Genomic DNA, 18716 nt, shown 5'->3' on the forward strand with positions numbered 1-18716 from the left:
GCCGAGAGCCCGGCCTGCCCCGCGCCCACCACGAGGACGTCGACGTCGACCGTGCCACCGTGGTGCGCTGCCTCGGTGGCGAGCCAGCCGTCCCCGACCGTGGAGGAGCGGCTCATCGGGGCGCGCAACCAGGAGTGGTTCCCGGAAAGGTCGACGGGCTTGCCGACCAGGCGCCAGAACTTCCGGGACCCGAGGTCCAGCAGATGGTTCACGATGACGCATTTTTCCAGAGTTCTTCAGGCTCGGTGGATCGCCCCGCCGGAGCAGGCCGGACACAAGACCACGACTGAGCCGCGTCCATCGATCAGCGCTCCGAAGCACCGGACACACCGGTTGCCCCGGACTTCGACAGCAGGCGGCTCGTGCGTCGTGTCTGGGACTGCCGAACCGAAGAGGTCCCGATGCGTCTCGAACAGAGACGGAAGGTGAACGGAGATCTCCTGCTCGTGGATCGACAACGGGTCGCGCGGCTCGCGCCCACGTGAGGCGCCGACCGCTTCCAGCACCTCACGGTAGGTCTCTGCCGTGATGTGGTGCGTGAGGAACAACCCCGGGTGGACCGCGACGATCCCGAGCCGGGCCAGGTCCTGTTCTCCGAAGTCCTTTACGTTGCCCGTCACGACGAAGTGCGCGCCGGCCTCGACTGCTGCCGCGAGCACGGGCTGGTCCTTCGGATCAGTGTCCTCCAGCTCGACAGGTTCGTCCGGGTCAGCGACAAACCGCCAGTCGTACCGTTGTCGCAGCACCGAGACCGGCACATGCCCGAGTTTCTGGTGACGTTCGGCTTCGGCCTCGACCCATGGGCTGAACACCAGGTCAAAGTCCGAGAGCGGCCGGGACAGGTACAAGATCGTGCGTGGGACGGGTGAGGCGAGAACGTTCGCGTCGACGAACGCTCGCAGCCTAGAAGTCGACGCCAAGATCGGCTGCCATCTCCCGCACGTACGCGCGCCGAAACCGCTCCACCTCGTCCAGTGGGATCCGGTGGCGGTTCCCACGGCGCTCCGAACGGATCTCACCGGCCAGGACCCTGCGCTGGATCGTTGCTCGCGAGACCCCGATCGACTCTGCCATCTCTGCTGGTGTCATCGACGGACGCTCGAACGTCACACGCGCATGCTCGCCCGCAGCGAGGTGACGGCGGATCTCCGCCTCCCAGTCACCCGGCGCACCGGGTGTGATCTCCAACGCACTCATGCCATAAGGATATCCGAATGAACAGATAGCAGCCAATACTGATCGGCGACCGCTCCACTGCTCAGGCCGCTTCGAGGGCGAAGAAGAGGAAGCAGAAGGAGGCACTCCGCCCCGTGAAAGCCGGTGTCCTCCCGGTCCTGACGGGATCTCCAGCTTCCTGCCCAGTGTCGGTAGCCCGAGCCGGGAGGTGCACGGTCCGTCCACTCCTGCGGCGGTCGGTTACCGTCAGGGCGTGCTGCTGCCTGAACCGTCGGTGCCCGGGGCGGACCTGCCCGTCCGGGCGGTCCTGCCCGCAACGGTCGATGCCGTGCGGTCGCACGGGACCGCCGTCCTCGTCGCACCGCCGGGATCGGGGAAGACCTCGCTGCTGCCGCTCGCGCTGGCCGACGCGCTCGACGGCACGATCATCGTCGCCGAGCCACGCCGGATGGCGACCCGTGCCGCCGCGGCGCGGCTGGCGACGCTGGTCGGCGAACCACTCGGGCAGCGGATCGGCTACGCGATGCGCGGCGAGCGCAGCGGCGGCAAGGGGCTCCGCGTCGAGGTGGTGACGACGGGGCTCCTCGTCCGGCGGCTGCAGCAGGACCCCGAGCTGCCGGGGGTCGCCGCGATAGTGATCGACGAGTGTCACGAGCGGCACCTTGACGCCGACCTGCTGCTGGCGCTCGCGATCGACGTCCGGGCGAACCTCCGGGAGGACCTGGCGATCGTCGCGACCTCGGCCACGGCGGACACGGTGCGGCTGAGCCGTGCGCTGGGCACCGACGTCCCGGCGCCCGTGATCACCGCGTCCGCCGCACTGTTCGACGTCGCGGTCGAGTGGGCCCCACCGCCGCTCCCCGTGCCGCTGCTGCCCGGCGGCCGCGTGGACCCGCGCCTGCTGGACCACGTCGCCGCCGTCGTGCGGCGGGCCCTGGCCGAGAACGAGGGCGACGTCCTCGTGTTCGTCCCCGGCGAGGGCGAGATCAACGGGGTGACCCGCCGGCTGGCCGACCAGAACGTCCTGCCGTTGTTCGGCCGCCAGTCCCGGGCCGAGCAGGACCGAGCGCTGGCGCCGTCCGCCACCCGTCGGATCGTGGTGACGACGTCGGTCGCGGAGAGCTCGCTGACCGTGCCAGGGGTCCGGGTCGTGGTCGACGCGGGTCTGGCCAGGGAGCCGCGGACCGACCAGTCCCGTGGCCTCGGTGCGCTGGTGACCTGCCGGGTCTCGAGGTCGTCGGCCGACCAGCGGGCGGGCCGCGCCGGGCGGGAGGCCCCTGGCCGGGTCTATCGGTGCTGGTCGGCGACCGACCACGCGCGTCTCGACGACCACGCGGCGCCCGAGATCGCGATCGCCGACCTGGCGGGCTTCGCCCTCGACCTCGCGGCCTGGGGTGCGCCCGCCGGTGCCGGGCTGACCCTCCTCGACGCACCACCGGCGCCGGCGATGGCCGCGGCCACCGAGCTGCTGCGCCGCATCGACGCCACCGACGACGACGGCCGGATCACCGAGCGGGGCCGGCGGATGACGGCGATCGGGGCGCATCCCCGCCTCGCCCGTGCGCTGCTCGACGGGACGCCGCGGGTCGGCGCCGACCGGGCGCACGAGATCGTCGCGATGCTCTCGGACGACTCCGGCCGCGGCTTCGGCGACGATCTGCCGGCCCGGTGGCGGGCGCTGCGCCGCGGCGAGGACCGCGGGGCCACGGCCCGCTGGCGCGAGGAGGCCAGGCGGCTCGGCCGAGGCACGACGGGCGGCGACCCGCAGGGCGGCCGGGGGACGCACGCGGTGCCCGACGATCTCGCCGTGGGGATCGTGGTGGGGCTGGCCTATCCGGACCGGATCGCGCGCGCCCGGCGGACCGGCTCGGCGACCTACCAGATGTCCGGCGGCACGGGCGCCGCGCTGGACCCGCTGTCGCCGTTGCGGACCACCACCTGGCTGGCGATCGCCGTCGCCGACCGGGCACCCGGCCGCGCCGACGCCAGGATCCGCTCCGCGGCGCCGATCGACGAGCCGACGGCGCGGGACGTCGCGGGCGACCTCCTCTCGACCACCGACCAGATCCGCTGGGACGACGGCCGGATCGTGACGCGGCGCGTCGAGACGCTCGGCGCGATAGTGCTGGGCGACGTCCCGCTGGCGGACCCCGACCCCCTGCTCGTCCAGGCCGCCGTCCGCGACGGCCTCCGGCGCGGCGGGCTGTCCGTGCTGCGGTGGTCGGAGGCCGCGCTCGCTCTGCGGGAACGGCTCGCGTTCTGCCACGCGCACCTGGGCGCCCCGTGGCCGGCGGTCGACGACGAGGCGCTGCTGGCCGACCTCGACGGCTGGCTGGGTACCGAGCTCGCCTCGGTGCGCGGCGCACGCGACCTCGCCAGGATCGACGTGGCCTCGGCCCTGCGGCGGCTGATGCCGTGGCCAGCGGCCGCCCGGTTCGACGAGCTCGCGCCGGAACGGCTCCGGGTCCCGTCAGGTTCGGCGGTCCGGCTCGCGTACGACGGCGTCGAGCCACCGGTCCTCGCGGTGAAGCTGCAGGAGGTGTTCGGCTGGACCGCCACGCCGGCCGTCGCGGACGGCCGTGTCCCCGTCGTCCTGCACCTGCTCTCGCCCGCGCGGCGCCCGGTCGCGATCACCAGCGATCTCGCCTCGTTCTGGAAGCAGGGCTACCCCCAGGTCCGAGCCGACCTGCGCGCCCGCTACCCGCGCCATCCGTGGCCGGAGGACCCGCTGACCGCCGTCCCGACCGACCGGGCCAAGCCACGCCGGTGACCAGCCTTGCCGGTCACCAGCCTTGCCGGTCACCAGCCTTGCCGGTCATTGGCCGAGAGGCGGGTGAGCGTACGGGTTGCCGGGCGGTACGGCGGCCGGACGCCGCGCCCGTTGTGTCGCCGCGGCGGCGTCCGACCAGGTCTTCACCGTGCGCCGGGCCAGCAGGACGATGACGGCCCCCGCGAGCAGGACGGTCAGCACGGAGACCCCCGTGTAGACCCCGCCCAGCCAGCGGACCGAGCCGAACGGGTCGGCGAGGAGCAGGAGCAGCGCGACGGGGATCGCCACGGAGCACAGGACGATGCTCAGGACCCGTCCGGTGGGGCTGCCCCGCAGGCCGAAGACGGTCAGCAGGACCGGGAGCACCGCCAGCAGGACCGCGACGGTGACGACGAGAGCCACGAGCACCGCGGCGAACGAACCGGCGAGCGGGTCCTCGGCCTGTGCGCTCACCGCGTGCTCGACGTGGGGCAGGGCGAAGTACGCCGCGCCCGCCCCGGAGAGCCAGACGGCGGCGACACCGCCGAGCAGGTAGTTCGCGAGCGTGACCGTGCCGGGCCGCGGGGGCAGGCTCATCGCGCGCCACCCTCCGGTCCGACGGCGGCTGCCACCTCCGGCCGCCGCTCCCGCCGCAGCAGCAGCGCGCCGAACACCAGCCATGCGGCCAGCGGCAGCCCTGCGACGAGGTAGAACAACGGGCTCGACCACGGCGAGGCGGGCACGGGGATGGGGTCCCACGGCGGTCGCTCGGCCGCCTGGCCACCCATCCAGACCGTGCCGGCGGCGTCGTCGGACGCGGGGAACGTGATGCCCTGCCTGGCCGCAGAGGCCGTGGTCTCGTACTTCTGGGCGAACTCGGCGTCCGGCACCTTCTCGGTGGGCACGTCCAGGAAGTCGACACCGCCGTAGACGTAGGTGTTGGTGACGATGTAGTCGCCCTCGCGCGTCTCGCGGGTCACGTCGAACTCGCCCTCGCGGTACGACTCGACGTATGCGTCGAACGTGTCCTGGGGCGTCCAGTCCTCGGTCGCGGGCCAGCGCGTGACGTCGCCCGACCCGATGATGCTGTCGTAGGCGGTGGTCTCGGTAGCGCTGCGCTGCCGGAACCACTCGGCCGCCACGCGGCTGGTGTACACCCGGCGCAGGTCCGCGTACTCGGGCGCCTCGTTGACCGCCTTCTCCAGCTTCGGCAGGATCGTGCGCCGGTAGACCTTCTCGTTGTGGGCGGCGTCCTTCGCGGAGATGCTCTCGCAGCCGGAGGTGTCGGCGATGCCGCCCTCGGACACGTACTCGTTCTCGAGCTTGACCTCCAGCGGCGCGTCGAGGATGAGCAGCTCGTCGCCGGCGTCCCGGACCACCGCGGGCCGCGGCACGATCCACTGCCTCATGGAGAGGCACTTGTCGACGCCGCGCAGGGAGTCCCAGAAGCGCAGGCCCGCCTTGCGCTCGGGGTGGATGAGCTTCCCGACGGTCCTCTTCATCTCGAAGTCGGCCTCGAGGAGCACCCGCCCGGCGTCGGTGGTGCCGAGCCGCTCGTCGACGATGCGGTCGGGCTCGTCGGGGTTGAGGTTCACCCAGAACGTCTCGGGGTCGAGGGCCAGCCACGTGTAGAACGAGTCGGAGGCGAGCTTGGCGGCCCGCTGCCCGCCGACCGAGACGCCGCCGTCGCCCGGCTCGACGGAGAACGAGTAGCTGGTGGACGTGCCGAGCTCGGGATCGTAGTCGTCGGTGACGTACCGCAGCTCCACGGTGGAGAAGTCGACGCCGCCGAGGTCGTCGGCCACCAGGTCGGCGTCGGCCGCGTTGAACTCGCCGAGGTCGCGCGCCATCTCGTCGAAGTGTTCCAGCAGCGCCTCGGTGCGGCCCACCGTCCCGAGCGACGTGGCGGTGGCCTGGTCGATCGTGTCCTCGGACGGCGTCAGGGCGCCGTCGCCGTCCATCGAGCCGGGCGGTCCGGCGAACGGTTCCGTGCCGACGTCGGCGGACGATCCCGGGTTGGGCATGGTCCTGACGTAGTAGACCTCGAAGCCGAGGCTTTCGAGGAACCTGACGGTGGCCGGGTCCGGGTTGTCGCCGAGGATGTAGATGACCCGGGTGCCGTACCTGTCCTTCAGCGCCTTGTACATGCGGGCCTGCTTGTAGTCGACCGACTTCCCGGACTTCGCCTCGATGGCGACCTGGAGGTTGCCGTCCTCGTCGACGTAGAAGTAGTCGCCGCGCCGCTTGCCGTCGGTGCCGGGGAGCGCCTTGTTGTACTGGTACCCGAGCGCGATGTATCCGAAGAGCTGGTCCAGGAGCTTCTCGAAGGCGGCGCCCTTGGCCCGGTTCTGCCCGATGACGATGTACCCCTTCAGGTACTCGCCCCACAGCTCCTTCTTCTCGACGTCGCTCAGCTCTTCCCAGCGCGAGATCTCGCCCTCGTCCCGGAGCTTCTGGAGGAAGTCCCGCCAGGCGGTCAGCAGGTGCTCCTCGGTGCCGTAGGCGTACTCGGAGTGGTCCTGGAGCTCGTCGAGGTTCCGGGTGCTGAGCTTGTCGGAGTCGGCGGGTATCTTCCAGAACTGGCTGAGGTCCTGGTAGGTGTACTGCCAGCCCTCGACGCCGGTGTCCGCCGCGTTGGTCGCCTCGAGCCGCTCCGGCGGCAGGGCAGGGTTCAGCGGGTCCGGTGCCGGAGAGGCCCCCGTGCCGAGCAACGCGACCAGCAGCGCGACGACCAGTACTGTGACGGCGCCTCGGCGCTCGGTGCGTTGCATGGGCGACCTCCGGTGTCGTGGCAGGTCAAGGGTAGGTTCACCCGTTTCGTCCCCGCAAGGACGTGCCCGCCTTGCGGAACCGCTCGCTCAGGTAGCCGTCCTCCTCCAGGGCCCCTTCGAGAGCGATCACCGGCGTGACCCGGGACGTGCCGTGCGGACCCAGCCCTTCGACCCGCGGGAAGTTCTGCGTTCCCGCCGCGCCGGTCTTGACCCACGCGCCGCCGAGGTTGCGCCGGAACGTCTCGCCGACGTACCACGCCGCGCCGTCGCGGAGCCGGAGGTGCTCCGGTCCGTGCAGGCCCGCCGCGGAGGACACCGCCGCGCGCAGGACCGCCTGCACGGCTGGCAGCGTCCCGGGTGTGAAGTCCCAGGTGGTGTCGCCGCCGAACGACGCGACCCACTCGTCGAAGGAACCCGCCTGCAGGTCGAGCCAGTCGCGCAGCTCGTCCTCCCGCGACTCCGGCGGGTCGGCCATCGTGCGTTCCTTGTCGGGGCGCCAGCCCGGGGTGCGCGCCTGGTGGTCCGCGACCGCCCGGGCCCAGCGGTCGAGTGCCCGCACGAGCCGGTCGCCGGTCCGCGCACCCACGGCGTCCTCCAGCAGGGACCGCGGAGCCACGGGTGCGAGGCCCAGCTCCGGGTCCGCGGACACCAGCGGTGTGTCCGCGTCGTCGGCCCAGGTCCAGCGGCCGCCCGCCGCGCGCATGAGGGTCTCGCCCACGTACGCCACCAGGCCGTCGACGAGGTCGCGGCGCCCGGGGCGGGCGAGATCACCGGTGGACGCGAAACGGTCGAGGACCGCTCCTTCCAGGTCACCGAGCGAGCCGCGGGTGTAGTCGAACCGCACGCCCGCGTCCCTCAGGTCGACGTCGGTCAGGCCGAGGAGGACGAAGTAGAGCCGGTGCTGCCACGCCGTGGTCCGGTCTGCGGACATCGATCGCCTCCGTATGCGCGTCGCTGGATGCACGTACGGCGATTATGCGTCGTCGGGGACCCCTCCCGGGGCCTGACGTGTACAACTGACCACAGGATCCAGGACCCGAGGGAAGGAGTGTCCATGAGGCGCCGACACGCAGCGCTCGCGGTCGTGGTGCTCGGGCTGGCCGCCTGTGGTGGACCCGGCCCGGGGCCGAGCGGCCCTGCCGGGGCGAGCGGCCCGTCGTCGGGCACCGCGTCCACGATGCCCGACGACGAGCCGGCCGCCGCCGACGGCACGAACTACGACGCCTGCTTCGACGCCACCTGCGAGGTCGTCGTCGAGGCGGGGACCGAGATCGAGCTGGACGAGGAGCTGGACTGGGAGATGCCGGCGGGCCTGACGGTCGGCGGCTGGGGCCTGCTGACCGTCGACGACATAGCCGACGGTTCCGTCGGGCTGACGCTCTCCGGCCAGGGCGCGTCGGGCGGGGGCAGCACGGCCACGATCATCACCGCGGACGGTACCGAGTACTACCTGAACGGGATGCTGGTCGACGCCGTCGCGGCGCCCGACGGCCAGGTGGTGCTCGGCCTGAGGTGGGGCTGACGGCGTCCCGGTTATCCTGACCCGCATGTCCATCACCTCCGCCCTCGGCGACGACTGGGTCCCGGCCTCGGACGGCGTCCGCGAGCGTTCGGCGGCTCGCGTCATCCTGCTGGACGCCGAGAACCGGGTGCTGGTGATGCGCGGGCACGACGTGAACCAGCCCGAACGGTCCTGGTGGTTCACGGTGGGTGGCGGCATCGACGCGGGGGAGACCCCCGAGCAGGCGGCGCTGCGGGAGACCCACGAGGAGGTGGGCATCACGCTCTCCGCCGGTGACCTGGTGGGTCCGGTGCTCACGCGGACGGGCATCTTCGAGTTCTTCGCCGAGACGTGCCGCCAGCACGAGGTCTTCTACCTCGCGCGGACGACCGAGGCGGTTGAGGTGACGGCCGCCGGCTGGACCCCCGCCGAGCGCGAGCTGCTCGACGAGATGGCCTGGCTGACGACGGCGGAGCTGCGCGGCCAGCCGCTGGAGGTGTTCCCGCCCGAGCTGCCCGACGTCGTCGACCACCTGGTCGCGGGCTGGGACGGACAGGTCCGGCACCTGGGCGAGCAGTTCGACGACTGACGGCGCCGCCTGCGCGTCGCAAGGCAGGTGTGTTGCGCCAGCGTCGGGCTGACCGTATCGTTGCTGGCAACACGACCGGCCCCTCTGATCGCCCTGCGATCACGGGCCGGTCTTCATGTCTTCTTGACCCGCGGTTCGACCAGCCTGCTTTCAACTAGAGGAATTGGTCCCGCCTCGTTAACCTCGAACGCGCCATCAGTGGGCGTATTCATCGCTCCTGGGCTGCATATGGCGTGAAATTATCGCAACTTCGAGGAAACGACGTGCCCCACTACATCAAGCCTCACCTATCGAGCCAGCAGCAGGCGGCGCTACTGCGACAGCGCGGTATGCGGCTCGACGAAGCTACTTGCCTGTTCGCGCTGGGGCAGATCGGATACCACCGACTCAGTGGCTACTGGTACCCGTACCGCGTCGTCGATCGGGCCGCGTCGTCCCGCGAAGGCCGTCCGATACGCGCGGTTGACGTCAGTGCTGGAACGGACTTGGCTCAGGTGCTGCGGGTCTACGAGTTCGATCGGAAGCTCAAGCTTCTGACCATGGACGCGATCGAACGAATCGAAGTTGCTGTCCGTGTAAGGGTCACCGATGCCCTGGGTAGACGTGGGCCGTTTGCGCACCTGGACCCTAGCCATCTCGACAAGCGGTTCTGTATGCCGGGCCAGGGGCGACCATCACGGCACTCCGGCTGGATTGCCAAGCTTCGTGGGCACCAGGCGCGGTCCGCAGAGGAGTACGTGCAGCACTACGGGAAGAAGTACGGCGGCGATCTGCCGATCTGGGCCGCGCTCGAGGTCGTCGACTTCGGTGCCCTCTCGGTCCTTTTCCAGGGGCTGAAGCGGCGTGACCGCGACGCCATCGCGCTCCAGCTCGGTGTCGTCGATCGGTCGGGAACGGGTGACGGGTCCGTCCTTGCCAACTGGCTGCGAACCTTGAATCTCGCGCGGAACACGTGCGCGCACCATGCGCGGCTATGGAACAGGCACTTCACGGACACGATCCGGGTGTCGGCGCTTCGCGGCATCAAGGAGCTTGAGCACCTTGCCGACCTTGAGCATCGTGATCGTGCTCGGTTCTATCCGGCGCTCATGATCCTCTGGTTCCTGATGGAGAAGGTCTCGATGGACGGCGCTTGGAACGCCGAGCTCGTGGACCTTCTCTGCGGGTTTCCTGCCGATGGGGTGGTGTCCCTCGCTGACATGGGATTCCCAGTCGGTTGGGAACGCCAGATGCAGTCTCCGCGTCTGTGGGTTCCGGGGAGCGACCTCACAGGCATCCCGCCGATGCGCCCTGGCAACGCCGCGGAGTTGTCGGCGGATGCCGCGAGTGTGAGGGACGACGGCGTTGGTGATTCCCGGGAGCTGGTCTGATCCTGAGATCCACAGCGAGGCGGGCCAGTCCTCGGGTGACCACTGCGGCGCCGTAGAATGGATGGTTGTGAGTACACCGACCATCGGCGTCCTCGCCCTGCAGGGCGACGTCCGTGAGCACCTGACCGCCCTGGAGTCCGTCGGCGCGCACGCCGTGTCCGTCCGGCGCCCGGCCGAGCTGGCCGCCGTCGACGGGCTCGTGCTTCCCGGCGGGGAGTCCACGACCATCGACAAGCTGCTGCGCATCTTCGAGCTGCGCGACCCGCTGCAGGCCCGGATCAAGGAGGGCCTGCCGGTGTACGGCTCGTGCGCGGGGATGATCCTGCTCGCCGACCGGATCCTGGACGGGACCGCCGACCAGCAGACCGTCGGCGGCATGGACGTGGTCGTGCGGCGCAACGCGTTCGGGCGGCAGGTCGACTCGTTCGAGACGGACCTCGACCTCGTGGGTGTCTCCGACGGTGGTCCGGTACGCACCGCCTTCATCCGCGCCCCCTGGATCGAGGAGGCCGGGCGCGACGTCGAGGTGCTCGCACGTATCCCCGCTGTGGATACGCAGGGCCGTCCTGTGGCGGCCGCCGGTAGGATCGTCGCAGCACGGCAGGGCCCGCTGCTCGCCACCGCATTCCACCCCGAGATCACGGGGGACACGCGAGTGCACGGGTTGTTCGTCGGCATGGTTACGGGTGGCTGAGCGCTTCGCCCGCTACCGTTCGACGCCACTGAAGACGTCACAGCAAGAGCCATCGGAAATGCAAGGAGTCAGGTAGAGGCATGTCAGGTCACTCCAAGTGGGCCACGACCAAGCACAAGAAGGCCGCGATCGACGCCAAGCGCGGCAAGCTCTTCGCGAAGCTGATCAAGAACATCGAGGTCGCGGCGCGCACGGGTGGCGGCGACCTCGCCGGTAACCCGACGCTGTTCGACGCGGTGCAGAAGGCGAAGAAGTCGTCGGTCCCGAACGACAACATCGACCGCGCGCTGAAGCGCGGTTCCGGCGAGGGCGCCGACGCCGTCGACTACCAGACGATCATGTACGAGGGCTACGGCACCAACGGCATCGCGGTGCTGGTCGAGTGCCTCACCGACAACAAGAACCGCGCGGCCTCCGAGGTGCGTCTGGCGTTCAGCCGCAACGGCGGCAACCTCGCCGACCCGGGCTCGGTGTCGTACCTGTTCTCCCGCAAGGGCCTGATCGTGGTCCCGAAGGCCGACGGCGTGGGCGAGGACGAGGTCATGCTCGCAGCGCTCGACGCCGGCGCCGAGGACGTGACGGACCAGGGCGAGGTCATCGAGGTCCTGACCGAGGCCACCGACCTGGTGTCGGTGCGAACCGCCATCCAGGAAGCAGGCATCGAGTACGACTCAGCCGACGTGATCTTCCACCCCTCCATGCAGGTCGAGGTGGACGTCGAGGGCGCTCGCAAGATCATGCGCCTCATCGACGCGCTCGAGGACAGCGACGACGTGCAGAGCGTCTACGCGAACTTCGACGCGAGCGACGAGGTCATGGCCGCTCTCGACGAAGAGGACTGACGCACCTGCTGGCCGGTCCTGCCCGCTGACGAGCCCGCTCGTCGGCCGAGCCTGTCGAGCCCCGGCCCGGCGCCATGAGAACCTGACGCCATGCGCGTACTAGGGGTCGACCCGGGCCTGACCAGGTGCGGAATCGGTGTGGTCGACTCCCTGCCCGGGCGCCGGGCACGGATGGTCGCGGTCGGTGTGATCCGCTCCGAACCGGAGCTGTCCACCGACCTGCGGCTGCTCAGGATCGCCGAGGGTCTGGACCTGTGGCTCGACGAGCACGTGCCCGACGTCGTCGCGGTCGAGCGGGTGTTCGCGCAGCACAACGTCGGCACCGTGATGGGGACCGCCCAGGCGGCGGGCCTGGCCATGGTGGCAGCGGCCCGCCGGGGTGTGCCCGTCGCCCTGCACACGCCGTCGGAGGTGAAGGCGGCGGTGACCGGTTCCGGCCGCGCCGACAAGGCCCAGGTGACGACGATGATCACCCGCATCCTCGACCTCTCCGAGGCACCGCGGCCCGCCGACGCCGCCGACGCGCTGGCCCTCGCCGTCTGCCACCTGTGGCGGCCCGCCGGAGCGCTGCAGGGCGGCGACCGGCACGAGCTCACCCCCGCGCAGCGCGCCTGGGCCGCCGCGGAACAGGCAGCGAAGCAGCGCCCCCGTCGCTGAGCCCTCGGCCGCCGGCCGGGGCGCTGGCACGTACCGGCGGCGTGGTGCGGGGGAGCGGGTGGTCCGGCTTGTTAGGGTCGTCGCACGACTGTTCGAGTGGGTCTCGACGAGCTGGACCATCGAGGCCCCATCCACGACCCGAGAAGGGGGACCCCGTGATCGCCTCGCTGACGGGAACCGTGGCCCATGTGGGCCTGGACCGCGCGGTGGTCGACGTCGGCGGCGTCGGCTATCTCGTGCACGCCACGCCCACCACGCTGGCCACGCTGCGCGTCGGCGAGACGGCCGGCGTCGCGACGAGCATGGTGGTCCGTGAGGACTCGATGACGCTGTACGGGTTCGGCGACCCCGACGAGCGCGACGTGTTCGAGGTGGTGCAGACGGTGTCCGGCGTCGGGCCGCGCCTGGCGCTCGCGATGCTCGCCGTGCACACCCCGGACGCGCTGCGCCGGGCGGTCGCCGGTGAGGACCTCGCCGCGCTCACCCGGGTCCCTGGCATCGGCAGGAAGGGCGCGCAGCGCATCGTTCTCGAGCTGGGGGACCGGCTCGGGCCGCCGTCGGGGGCGCTCACGGGTAGCGGGGCGGCGGCCGAGCCCGCCGCGAACGCGGGCGACCACTCCGAGCGCGTGGTCGAGGCCCTGGCAGGGCTCGGCTGGCCGGCCAAGCAGGCCGACGACGCCGTGGCGAAGGTGCTCGCCGACGCCGGGACCGACGCGATAGCGGCCGACGAGGTCGCGACGACGCTCCGCGCCGCGCTGCGCCTGCTGGGAGGACACCGTGGCTGAGGTCTCGGCAGGCTCGGCCACCGGCGAGCGGGACCGCATCGTCACGCCCGGCGCCGACGAGGTCGAGCGGGCCGCCGAAGCAGCGCTCCGGCCCAAGCGGCTCGACGAGTTCGTCGGCCAGCGGGTGGTGCGCGACCAGCTCTCGCTCGTGCTGCAGGCGGCGGTCGCGCGCGGCAACCCGCCCGACCACGTCCTGCTGTCCGGCCCGCCCGGTCTCGGCAAGACGACCCTCGCGATGATCATCGCGGGCGAGCTGGGCTCGCACCTGCGACTCACGAGCGGCCCCGCGATCCAGCACGCCGGCGACCTCGCCGCCGTCCTGTCCTCGATGGAGGAGGGGGACGTGCTGTTCATCGACGAGATCCACCGGCTGGCCCGCCCCGCCGAGGAGCTCCTGTACGTCGCGATGGAGGACTTCCGCGTCGACGTCATCGTCGGCAAGGGTGCGGGCGCCTCGGCGATCCCGCTCGCGCTGCCGCGGTTCACCGTCGTCGGCGCCACCACGCGCTCCGGCCTGCTGCCCGCCCCGCTCCGGGACCGCTTCGGCTTCACCGGGCACATGGACTACTACTCGCCGGAGGAGCTGGAGCGCGTGATCCTGCGTTCCTCCGGGCTGCTCGGGGCACACCTGGAGCACGCGGCGGCGCACGAGATCGCCGGCCGCTCGCGCGGCACCCCCCGCATCGCCAACCGCCTGCTGCGCCGCGTGCGCGACTGGGCGCAGGTGCGCGGCGACGGGCGCCTCGACCTGCACGCCGCGCGGTCCGCGCTCGAGGTCTACGAGGTCGACCCCATCGGCCTGGACCGGCTCGACCGCGCCGTGCTCACCGCGCTGTGCACCCGGTTCGGCGGGGGACCCGTCGGGCTCAGCACTCTGGCCATGACCGTGGGCGAGGAGGCGGAGACGGTCGAGACCGTCGCAGAGCCCTACCTCGTGCGCGAGGGCCTGATCGGACGCACACCGCGCGGCCGCGTGGCGACTCCCGCGGCCTGGGAGCACTTAGGGCTCACTCAGCCTAAATTTTGACTTTCCTTGACCCTTCTTGGGTGGTGTGACAAGGTCTGTGCCACCACATTCTGTTCTACGAGGGGGAACTATGCGCAGGTTCTTTCGCCTTGCCTTGACCTTGGTCTTCACTTCGCCGCTGCTGTTCTTCGGTGTGCCAGCGAACGCGGATGTAACTGACTGTGTGAAATCGCCGGACGATGGTGCGATGTCGTGCATCCACGCTCCCATGAACAGCGGCAAGGCCGGCATCTCCACGAGCGACGAAGCGTGTGACTCACGTGGACCCGTCACTCACTACAAGATCGGGAGCGACTCGTGGCGCACTCACCGAAATGCGAACGGGTGTAACACCACTACGCAGGTGGAATCGACGCGCTCCGCGCCAGTTGGGACTCTCATCCAGTACTACAGCTGCAACGTGAATACCAGCTCGGGCGACAGCAGTTGCTCAGGGACGCGGTCCTTCCGCGTCCGGTAGTGCCGCGGGTGCGTGGGGACAGTCGCACCCCACGCACTCCCGTTCCTGAACCGCTTCGGTCCGTATCCACGATTGTGCAGACGTGACAGTTGGCGTCTACCGCTCGGAAGATGTGGGTGTGAAGACCGCGCACACCTCGTGGCCCGGGAAGTCGGCGCGCCAGATCACCAGCGAGCCGTCCCGCCTGATCTCCCTGCTCCCGGTGACCGTACGACTCATTGGGCCGATGTGTTGAAATCGCACCAAGCTGTTGCGGCGTGCGCGGTAGCTCTGGCTGCTGAGCCCGAACAGTCGGCCGGGCGGCGCCCGAGCGCTTGGGTCACGGCAGTGTTGCCGGCCGAACCACTACAGGCCTACAGCGCTTCGAGGCTGCACCCCACGCTGGAGCTCACCAAATCGGGAACTTTGCTCAAGTCCCGACGTTGATCACCTAGCGCCCTTCGAGGGGCGCCCGAGGATCCCGCCCCGGCACTACACTGGGTTGGATCCTCGTCGAACGTGCGCGACATACGAGCGCTGCTCATCCGACACCGCAATCGAACAGGGACCCTTACCGTGGAAATGCTCATTCTCATCGCGATCCTCCTCGTGGTGATGTTCTTCATGTCCTCCCGCACCCGCAAGCAGCAGCGCGAGGCAGCGGAGTTCCGGAACAACCTCACCGTCGGGACCAAGGTCATGACCGCCTCCGGCATGATCGGTACCGTCATCGACGTCGACGACGCGACCGACCAGGTGACCATCGAGTCCTTCCCGGGCAGCCCCACCACCTGGCTCCGTGCCGCCATCTCGAAGAAGATCGAGGAGCCCCTCGCCGACGAGGACGCCGACGACGCGGCCGATGAGTCCGAAGTCACAACGGACGGCGAAAGGGCAAGTACGATCAGCCCCGACACGAAGGACGTTCCCGACGACCTGTCTGAGCTGGACACCGCCAGGCGCGAGTACCAGGAGCAGCAGCGGCGGGACGCCGAAGCAGACGGTAAGTGACGGCCGCGCCGTCCGGTGACCCCGGACGGCGCCGAACCCGCACCGGACGTACCCCGGTGCGCACACGAGAAGAGACAGACGTTGGCGACTGACACCCGGCGCTCGCGGCCGGTTCGTACGATCGTGCTCCTGACGATCTTGACGATCCTGCTGCCCTTCGGCGCCCTCTTGGCTGGTTGGCAGTTCGACGGAAAGTCGGACAGCAATCCTGACGGAGCAAGCCTGGCCCCCGGCCTGGCCCTTGACCTACAGGGCGGAACCCAGGTCATCCTGAAGGCCGTCACCTCCGACGGATCCGAGATCACCCCGGAGGCGATGGAAGAGGCCATCGGTGTCATCCGGCAGCGTGTCGACGCCAACGGCGTCACCGAGGCCGAGATCGCCAGCCAGGGCGACAAGCAGATCGTCGTCGAGATCCCCGGCAAGGTGGACCCGGCGACCGTCGCGCTGATCTCGCAGGCGGCGCAGATGAAGTTCCGCCCGGTCCTGACGATCGGCAACCCGGTCCCGACGGTGCAGCCCTCGGCGAGCCCCTCCGCATCCGGCGACGGTGCCGACGCGGCAGCGGGCGACGACGCCGCGGCCGAAGACGCCGCAGCCGCCGAGCCGACCAAGGAGGAGATCGCCGAGCAGGAGAAGGCGATCAAGGAGGCGACGGACCCCTCCGACCTGACGCAGATCACGCCGTCGGTCCAGGCCGCGTACGACGCGCTCGACTGCACCGACCCGAAGAACCGTGAGGGCGGCGGCGGCGACAACCCGAACCTCCTGCTCGTCACGTGCGACCAGACCGGTGCGGCCAAGTACATCCTCGGCCCCGTCGAGGTGGACGGCACCGACCTGACCTCGGCCACCTCCGGTCTGCAGCCGGGCCCGAACGGCGCCGTCTCGAACGTCTGGGGGGTCAACCTCGACTTCAACGCCGACGGCACGACGAAGTTCCGCGAGACCACGACGCGCCTGACGCCGCTGGAGCCGCCGCGCAACCAGTTCGCCATCGTGCTGGACGGCCTGGTCGTCTCCGCGCCGAGCAGCAACGACCCGATCACGAACGGGCAGGCCAGCATCACCGGCTCCTTCACCCGCGACACGGCCGCCACGCTGGCCAACCAGCTCAGCTTCGGTTCGCTCCCGCTCACCTTCGAGGTCGAGGGGCAGAACACGATCTCGGCAACGCTGGGCTCCGAGCAGCTCCAGCGCGGTCTGTTCGCCGGCCTGATCGGTCTGGCGCTGGTCGTCGTCTACTCGCTGTTCCAGTACCGCACCCTCGGTCTGCTGACCGTCCTGTCGCTGGTCGTGGCCGGTGCGATGACCTACGTGGTGATCGCGCTCCTGAGCTGGGGGATGGGCTACCGCCTCTCCCTGCCGGGTATCGCCGGTCTGATCGTGGCCATCGGCTTCACGGCGGACTCGTTCATCGTGTACTTCGAACGTATCCGTGACGAGCTGCGTGACGGGCGCACGCTGCGGCTCGCCGTCCAGCGTGGCTGGCTCCGTGCGCGCCGCACCATCTACGCGGCCAAGGCCGTGAACCTGCTCTCCGCGGTGATCCTGTACTTCATGACCGTCGGCGGGGTGCGCGGCTTCGCGTTCACGCTCGGTCTGACGACGATCATCGACGTCATGGTGGTCATCTGGTTCACCCACCCGGTCATGGAGCTCCTGGCCAAGGTGCCGTTCTTCCGTGACGGCCACAAGGCGTCCGGCCTCTCGGCGGACCGGCTGGACGTCGCGCCGCGGTACCGGGGCGCCGGGCAGTTCTCCGGTCCGCGGTCCGCCGTCGCCGACGCCCCCGTCGCCGACGCGCCGGGCCCGGAGCGTGAGCTGGTCTCGGCACAGTCCGTGAGCAAGGCGCCGCGTGTCGCCGAGGACGGCCGCAGGATGACTATCGCGGAGCGGCGTGCCGCCGAGCGCAAGGCTGCCGCCGAAGCGGCTCAGAACGAGGAGAAGCACTGATGGCTCGCGGCGGCTTCGCCCAGTGGGGCAACGACCTCTACACGGGGCGTCGGTCCTACCCGATCATCCAGAAGAGGCGGGTCTGGTTCTCGATCGTCGGCCTCTTCTCGGTCGCGTCGATCCTCGTGCTCGTGTTCCAGGGCCTCAACCTCGGTATCGACTTCCGCGGTGGTTCCGAGTTCACCGTCTCGGGCACGTCGAACACGGACCAGGACATCGCGATCGACACCGTCGCCGAGGTGGTGCCCGGCCATGAGCCGCACGTCACCCAGGTCGGCCCGAACGGCGTCCGGGTCCAGGTGTCGCAGCTCGACAACGACGAGACCACCGCGCTCCAGAACGCACTGGGCGAGGCGTACGGCGTGGAGACGTCGGAGGTCACGGCGAACTTCATCGGTCCCACCTGGGGCGAGTCGGTGAGCATGCGAGCCCTCTGGGGCACCGTCGCGTTCGTCGTCGCCGCGGCGGTCTTCATGGCCATCTACTTCCGGGCTTGGCGCATGTCGGTGGCCGCCATCGTCGCGATGCTCCTGGACGTCCTGGTCTCGGCCGGCGTGTACGCGCTGATCGGCTGGGAGGTCACGCCGTCGACGATCATCGGCTTCCTGACCATCCTCGGCTTCTCGCTCTACGACAAGATGGTCGTCTTCGACAAGGTCCGCGAGAACTCCGTCGCCCTGACCGAGCAGACGCGCAGCACCTACGCGGAGCGGGCGAACCTCGCGGTGAACCAGACGCTGGTCCGGTCCATCAACACCTCGGTGGTCGCACTGCTGCCGGTCGCGGGCATCCTCTTCGTCGGTGGCTTCCTCCTGGGGGCCGGCACGCTGAAGGACATCTCGCTGTCGCTGTTCGTGGGTATCGCGGTGGGCGCGACGTCGTCCATCTTCCTCGCCACGCCGCTGGACGTGGCGCTGCGCGAGGGTGAGCCCAAGATCGCCGCGCACACCAAGAAGGTCATGGACCTGCGTGCGGGCCTCGTGGCCGAGGGCGCCGACGAGAGCATGCTGGCCGCCGCGGCGTCCGGTTCGGCGCAGCTCGTACCCGGTCATCACCAGGGACATTCCGCTCAGCCCAAGCGCCGCCGGTAGGCTCCGCTTCGTGGCAGACGACATGACCGACGTCGCCCTCTCCGGCCTGCTGCCGGAG

At 70.4% G+C, this 18716-nt stretch carries 17 protein-coding genes and 1 pseudogene; 12 read left to right on the plus strand and 6 right to left on the minus strand.

Annotation, left to right across the window (positions count from 1 at the left end):
* The 3 genes and pseudogenes from ACFWE2_RS16935 to ACFWE2_RS16945 all read right to left on the minus strand — a co-directional run.
* A pseudogene (locus ACFWE2_RS16935) lies at positions 1–212 on the minus strand (hypothetical protein); the annotation flags it as partial.
* 24 nt (positions 213–236) lie between these two features.
* Positions 237–812 carry a hypothetical protein gene (locus ACFWE2_RS16940; RefSeq protein ID WP_377225388.1) on the minus strand — a complete coding sequence of 192 codons (576 nt, stop codon included), beginning with the start codon at positions 810–812 and terminating at the stop codon, positions 237–239.
* Positions 813–903: 91 nt separating this feature from the next.
* On the minus strand, positions 904–1197 hold the full coding sequence (locus ACFWE2_RS16945; protein WP_377225389.1) for an excisionase family DNA-binding protein: 294 nt from the start codon (positions 1195–1197) through the stop codon (positions 904–906).
* Between the two features lie 232 nt (positions 1198–1429).
* On the opposite strand from ACFWE2_RS16945, the gene hrpB reads away from it, so the two are divergent.
* Complete coding sequence (gene hrpB, locus ACFWE2_RS16950) at positions 1430–3946, plus strand: ATP-dependent helicase HrpB (protein ID WP_377225390.1); 2517 nt, start codon at positions 1430–1432, stop codon at positions 3944–3946.
* 45 nt (positions 3947–3991) lie between these two features.
* On the opposite strand, the gene ACFWE2_RS16955 is transcribed toward hrpB, so the two are convergent.
* Genes ACFWE2_RS16955 through ACFWE2_RS16965 form a run of 3 tightly spaced genes read right to left on the minus strand, consistent with a single transcriptional unit; the run spans position 3992 to position 7627 of the window.
* Positions 3992–4522, minus strand: coding sequence for a hypothetical protein (locus tag ACFWE2_RS16955; protein ID WP_377225391.1), 531 nt, complete (start codon positions 4520–4522; stop codon positions 3992–3994).
* Positions 4519–6696 carry a hypothetical protein gene (locus ACFWE2_RS16960; protein WP_377225392.1) on the minus strand — a complete coding sequence of 726 codons (2178 nt, stop codon included), beginning with the start codon at positions 6694–6696 and terminating at the stop codon, positions 4519–4521. The genes ACFWE2_RS16955 and ACFWE2_RS16960 overlap by 4 nt, the downstream gene beginning before the upstream one ends.
* A gap of 37 nt (positions 6697–6733) precedes the next feature.
* Positions 6734–7627: a hypothetical protein gene (locus ACFWE2_RS16965; RefSeq protein ID WP_377225393.1), complete on the minus strand. Its 894-nt coding sequence runs from the start codon at positions 7625–7627 to the stop codon at positions 6734–6736.
* 123 nt (positions 7628–7750) lie between these two features.
* Between ACFWE2_RS16965 and ACFWE2_RS16970 the strand changes: the two genes are divergently transcribed.
* The 11 genes from ACFWE2_RS16970 to secF all read left to right on the plus strand — a co-directional run bounded on the left by ACFWE2_RS16970 (position 7751) and on the right by secF (position 18658).
* Positions 7751–8218 (plus strand): hypothetical protein, encoded by a 468-nt coding sequence (locus tag ACFWE2_RS16970; protein WP_377225394.1) that lies wholly within the window; start codon positions 7751–7753, stop codon positions 8216–8218.
* A gap of 25 nt (positions 8219–8243) precedes the next feature.
* Positions 8244–8786, plus strand: coding sequence for an NUDIX hydrolase (locus ACFWE2_RS16975; protein WP_377225395.1), 543 nt, complete (start codon positions 8244–8246; stop codon positions 8784–8786).
* Positions 8787–9049: 263 nt separating this feature from the next.
* Positions 9050–10156 (plus strand): Abi family protein, encoded by a 1107-nt coding sequence (locus ACFWE2_RS16980; RefSeq protein WP_377225396.1) that lies wholly within the window; start codon positions 9050–9052, stop codon positions 10154–10156.
* A gap of 61 nt (positions 10157–10217) precedes the next feature.
* Positions 10218–10850 (plus strand): pyridoxal 5'-phosphate synthase glutaminase subunit PdxT, encoded by a 633-nt coding sequence (pdxT, locus tag ACFWE2_RS16985; protein ID WP_377225397.1) that lies wholly within the window; start codon positions 10218–10220, stop codon positions 10848–10850.
* An 80-nt stretch (positions 10851–10930) separates the two neighbouring features.
* Positions 10931–11692, plus strand: a complete 762-nt coding sequence (locus ACFWE2_RS16990; RefSeq protein WP_377225398.1) for a YebC/PmpR family DNA-binding transcriptional regulator — start codon at positions 10931–10933, stop codon at positions 11690–11692.
* Between the two features lie 90 nt (positions 11693–11782).
* A complete protein-coding gene (ruvC, locus tag ACFWE2_RS16995) occupies positions 11783–12349 on the plus strand; it encodes a crossover junction endodeoxyribonuclease RuvC (RefSeq protein ID WP_377225399.1) in 567 nt (188 codons plus the stop codon).
* A gap of 155 nt (positions 12350–12504) precedes the next feature.
* Entirely contained in the window at positions 12505–13134 is a 630-nt protein-coding gene (gene ruvA / locus ACFWE2_RS17000) for a Holliday junction branch migration protein RuvA (RefSeq protein WP_377225400.1), read from the plus strand.
* Positions 13127–14161, plus strand: coding sequence for a Holliday junction branch migration DNA helicase RuvB (gene ruvB / locus ACFWE2_RS17005; RefSeq protein WP_377225401.1), 1035 nt, complete (start codon positions 13127–13129; stop codon positions 14159–14161). The genes ruvA and ruvB overlap by 8 nt, the downstream gene beginning before the upstream one ends.
* 1021 nt (positions 14162–15182) lie before the next feature.
* Positions 15183–15611: a preprotein translocase subunit YajC gene (gene yajC, locus ACFWE2_RS17010; protein ID WP_377225404.1), complete on the plus strand. Its 429-nt coding sequence runs from the start codon at positions 15183–15185 to the stop codon at positions 15609–15611.
* 123 nt (positions 15612–15734) lie between these two features.
* On the plus strand, positions 15735–17567 hold the full coding sequence (gene secD, locus ACFWE2_RS17015; protein WP_377225402.1) for a protein translocase subunit SecD: 1833 nt from the start codon (positions 15735–15737) through the stop codon (positions 17565–17567).
* On the plus strand, positions 17567–18658 hold the full coding sequence (gene secF, locus ACFWE2_RS17020; protein WP_377225403.1) for a protein translocase subunit SecF: 1092 nt from the start codon (positions 17567–17569) through the stop codon (positions 18656–18658). The genes secD and secF overlap by 1 nt, the downstream gene beginning before the upstream one ends.
* The last annotated feature ends 58 nt before the right edge of the window (positions 18659–18716 follow it).

The organism is Promicromonospora sp. NPDC060271, assembly GCF_042726755.1.
GTDB lineage: Bacteria > Actinomycetota > Actinomycetes > Actinomycetales > Cellulomonadaceae > Promicromonospora.

Coding starts and splice junctions, on each gene's coding strand:
- ACFWE2_RS16945 (WP_377225389.1), bottom strand. CDS start 1,197: ATGAGTGCGTTGGAGATCACACCCGGTGCGCCGGGTGACTGGGAGGCG.
- ACFWE2_RS16955 (WP_377225391.1), bottom strand. CDS start 4,522: ATGAGCCTGCCCCCGCGGCCCGGCACGGTCACGCTCGCGAACTACCTG.
- ACFWE2_RS16960 (WP_377225392.1), bottom strand. CDS start 6,696: ATGCAACGCACCGAGCGCCGAGGCGCCGTCACAGTACTGGTCGTCGCG.
- ACFWE2_RS16965 (WP_377225393.1), bottom strand. CDS start 7,627: ATGTCCGCAGACCGGACCACGGCGTGGCAGCACCGGCTCTACTTCGTC.
- ACFWE2_RS16970 (WP_377225394.1), top strand. CDS start 7,751: ATGAGGCGCCGACACGCAGCGCTCGCGGTCGTGGTGCTCGGGCTGGCC.
- ACFWE2_RS16975 (WP_377225395.1), top strand. CDS start 8,244: ATGTCCATCACCTCCGCCCTCGGCGACGACTGGGTCCCGGCCTCGGAC.
- pdxT (WP_377225397.1), top strand. CDS start 10,218: ATGGTTGTGAGTACACCGACCATCGGCGTCCTCGCCCTGCAGGGCGAC.
- ACFWE2_RS16990 (WP_377225398.1), top strand. CDS start 10,931: ATGTCAGGTCACTCCAAGTGGGCCACGACCAAGCACAAGAAGGCCGCG.
- ruvC (WP_377225399.1), top strand. CDS start 11,783: ATGCGCGTACTAGGGGTCGACCCGGGCCTGACCAGGTGCGGAATCGGT.
- yajC (WP_377225404.1), top strand. CDS start 15,183: ATGCTCATTCTCATCGCGATCCTCCTCGTGGTGATGTTCTTCATGTCC.
- secF (WP_377225403.1), top strand. CDS start 17,567: ATGGCTCGCGGCGGCTTCGCCCAGTGGGGCAACGACCTCTACACGGGG.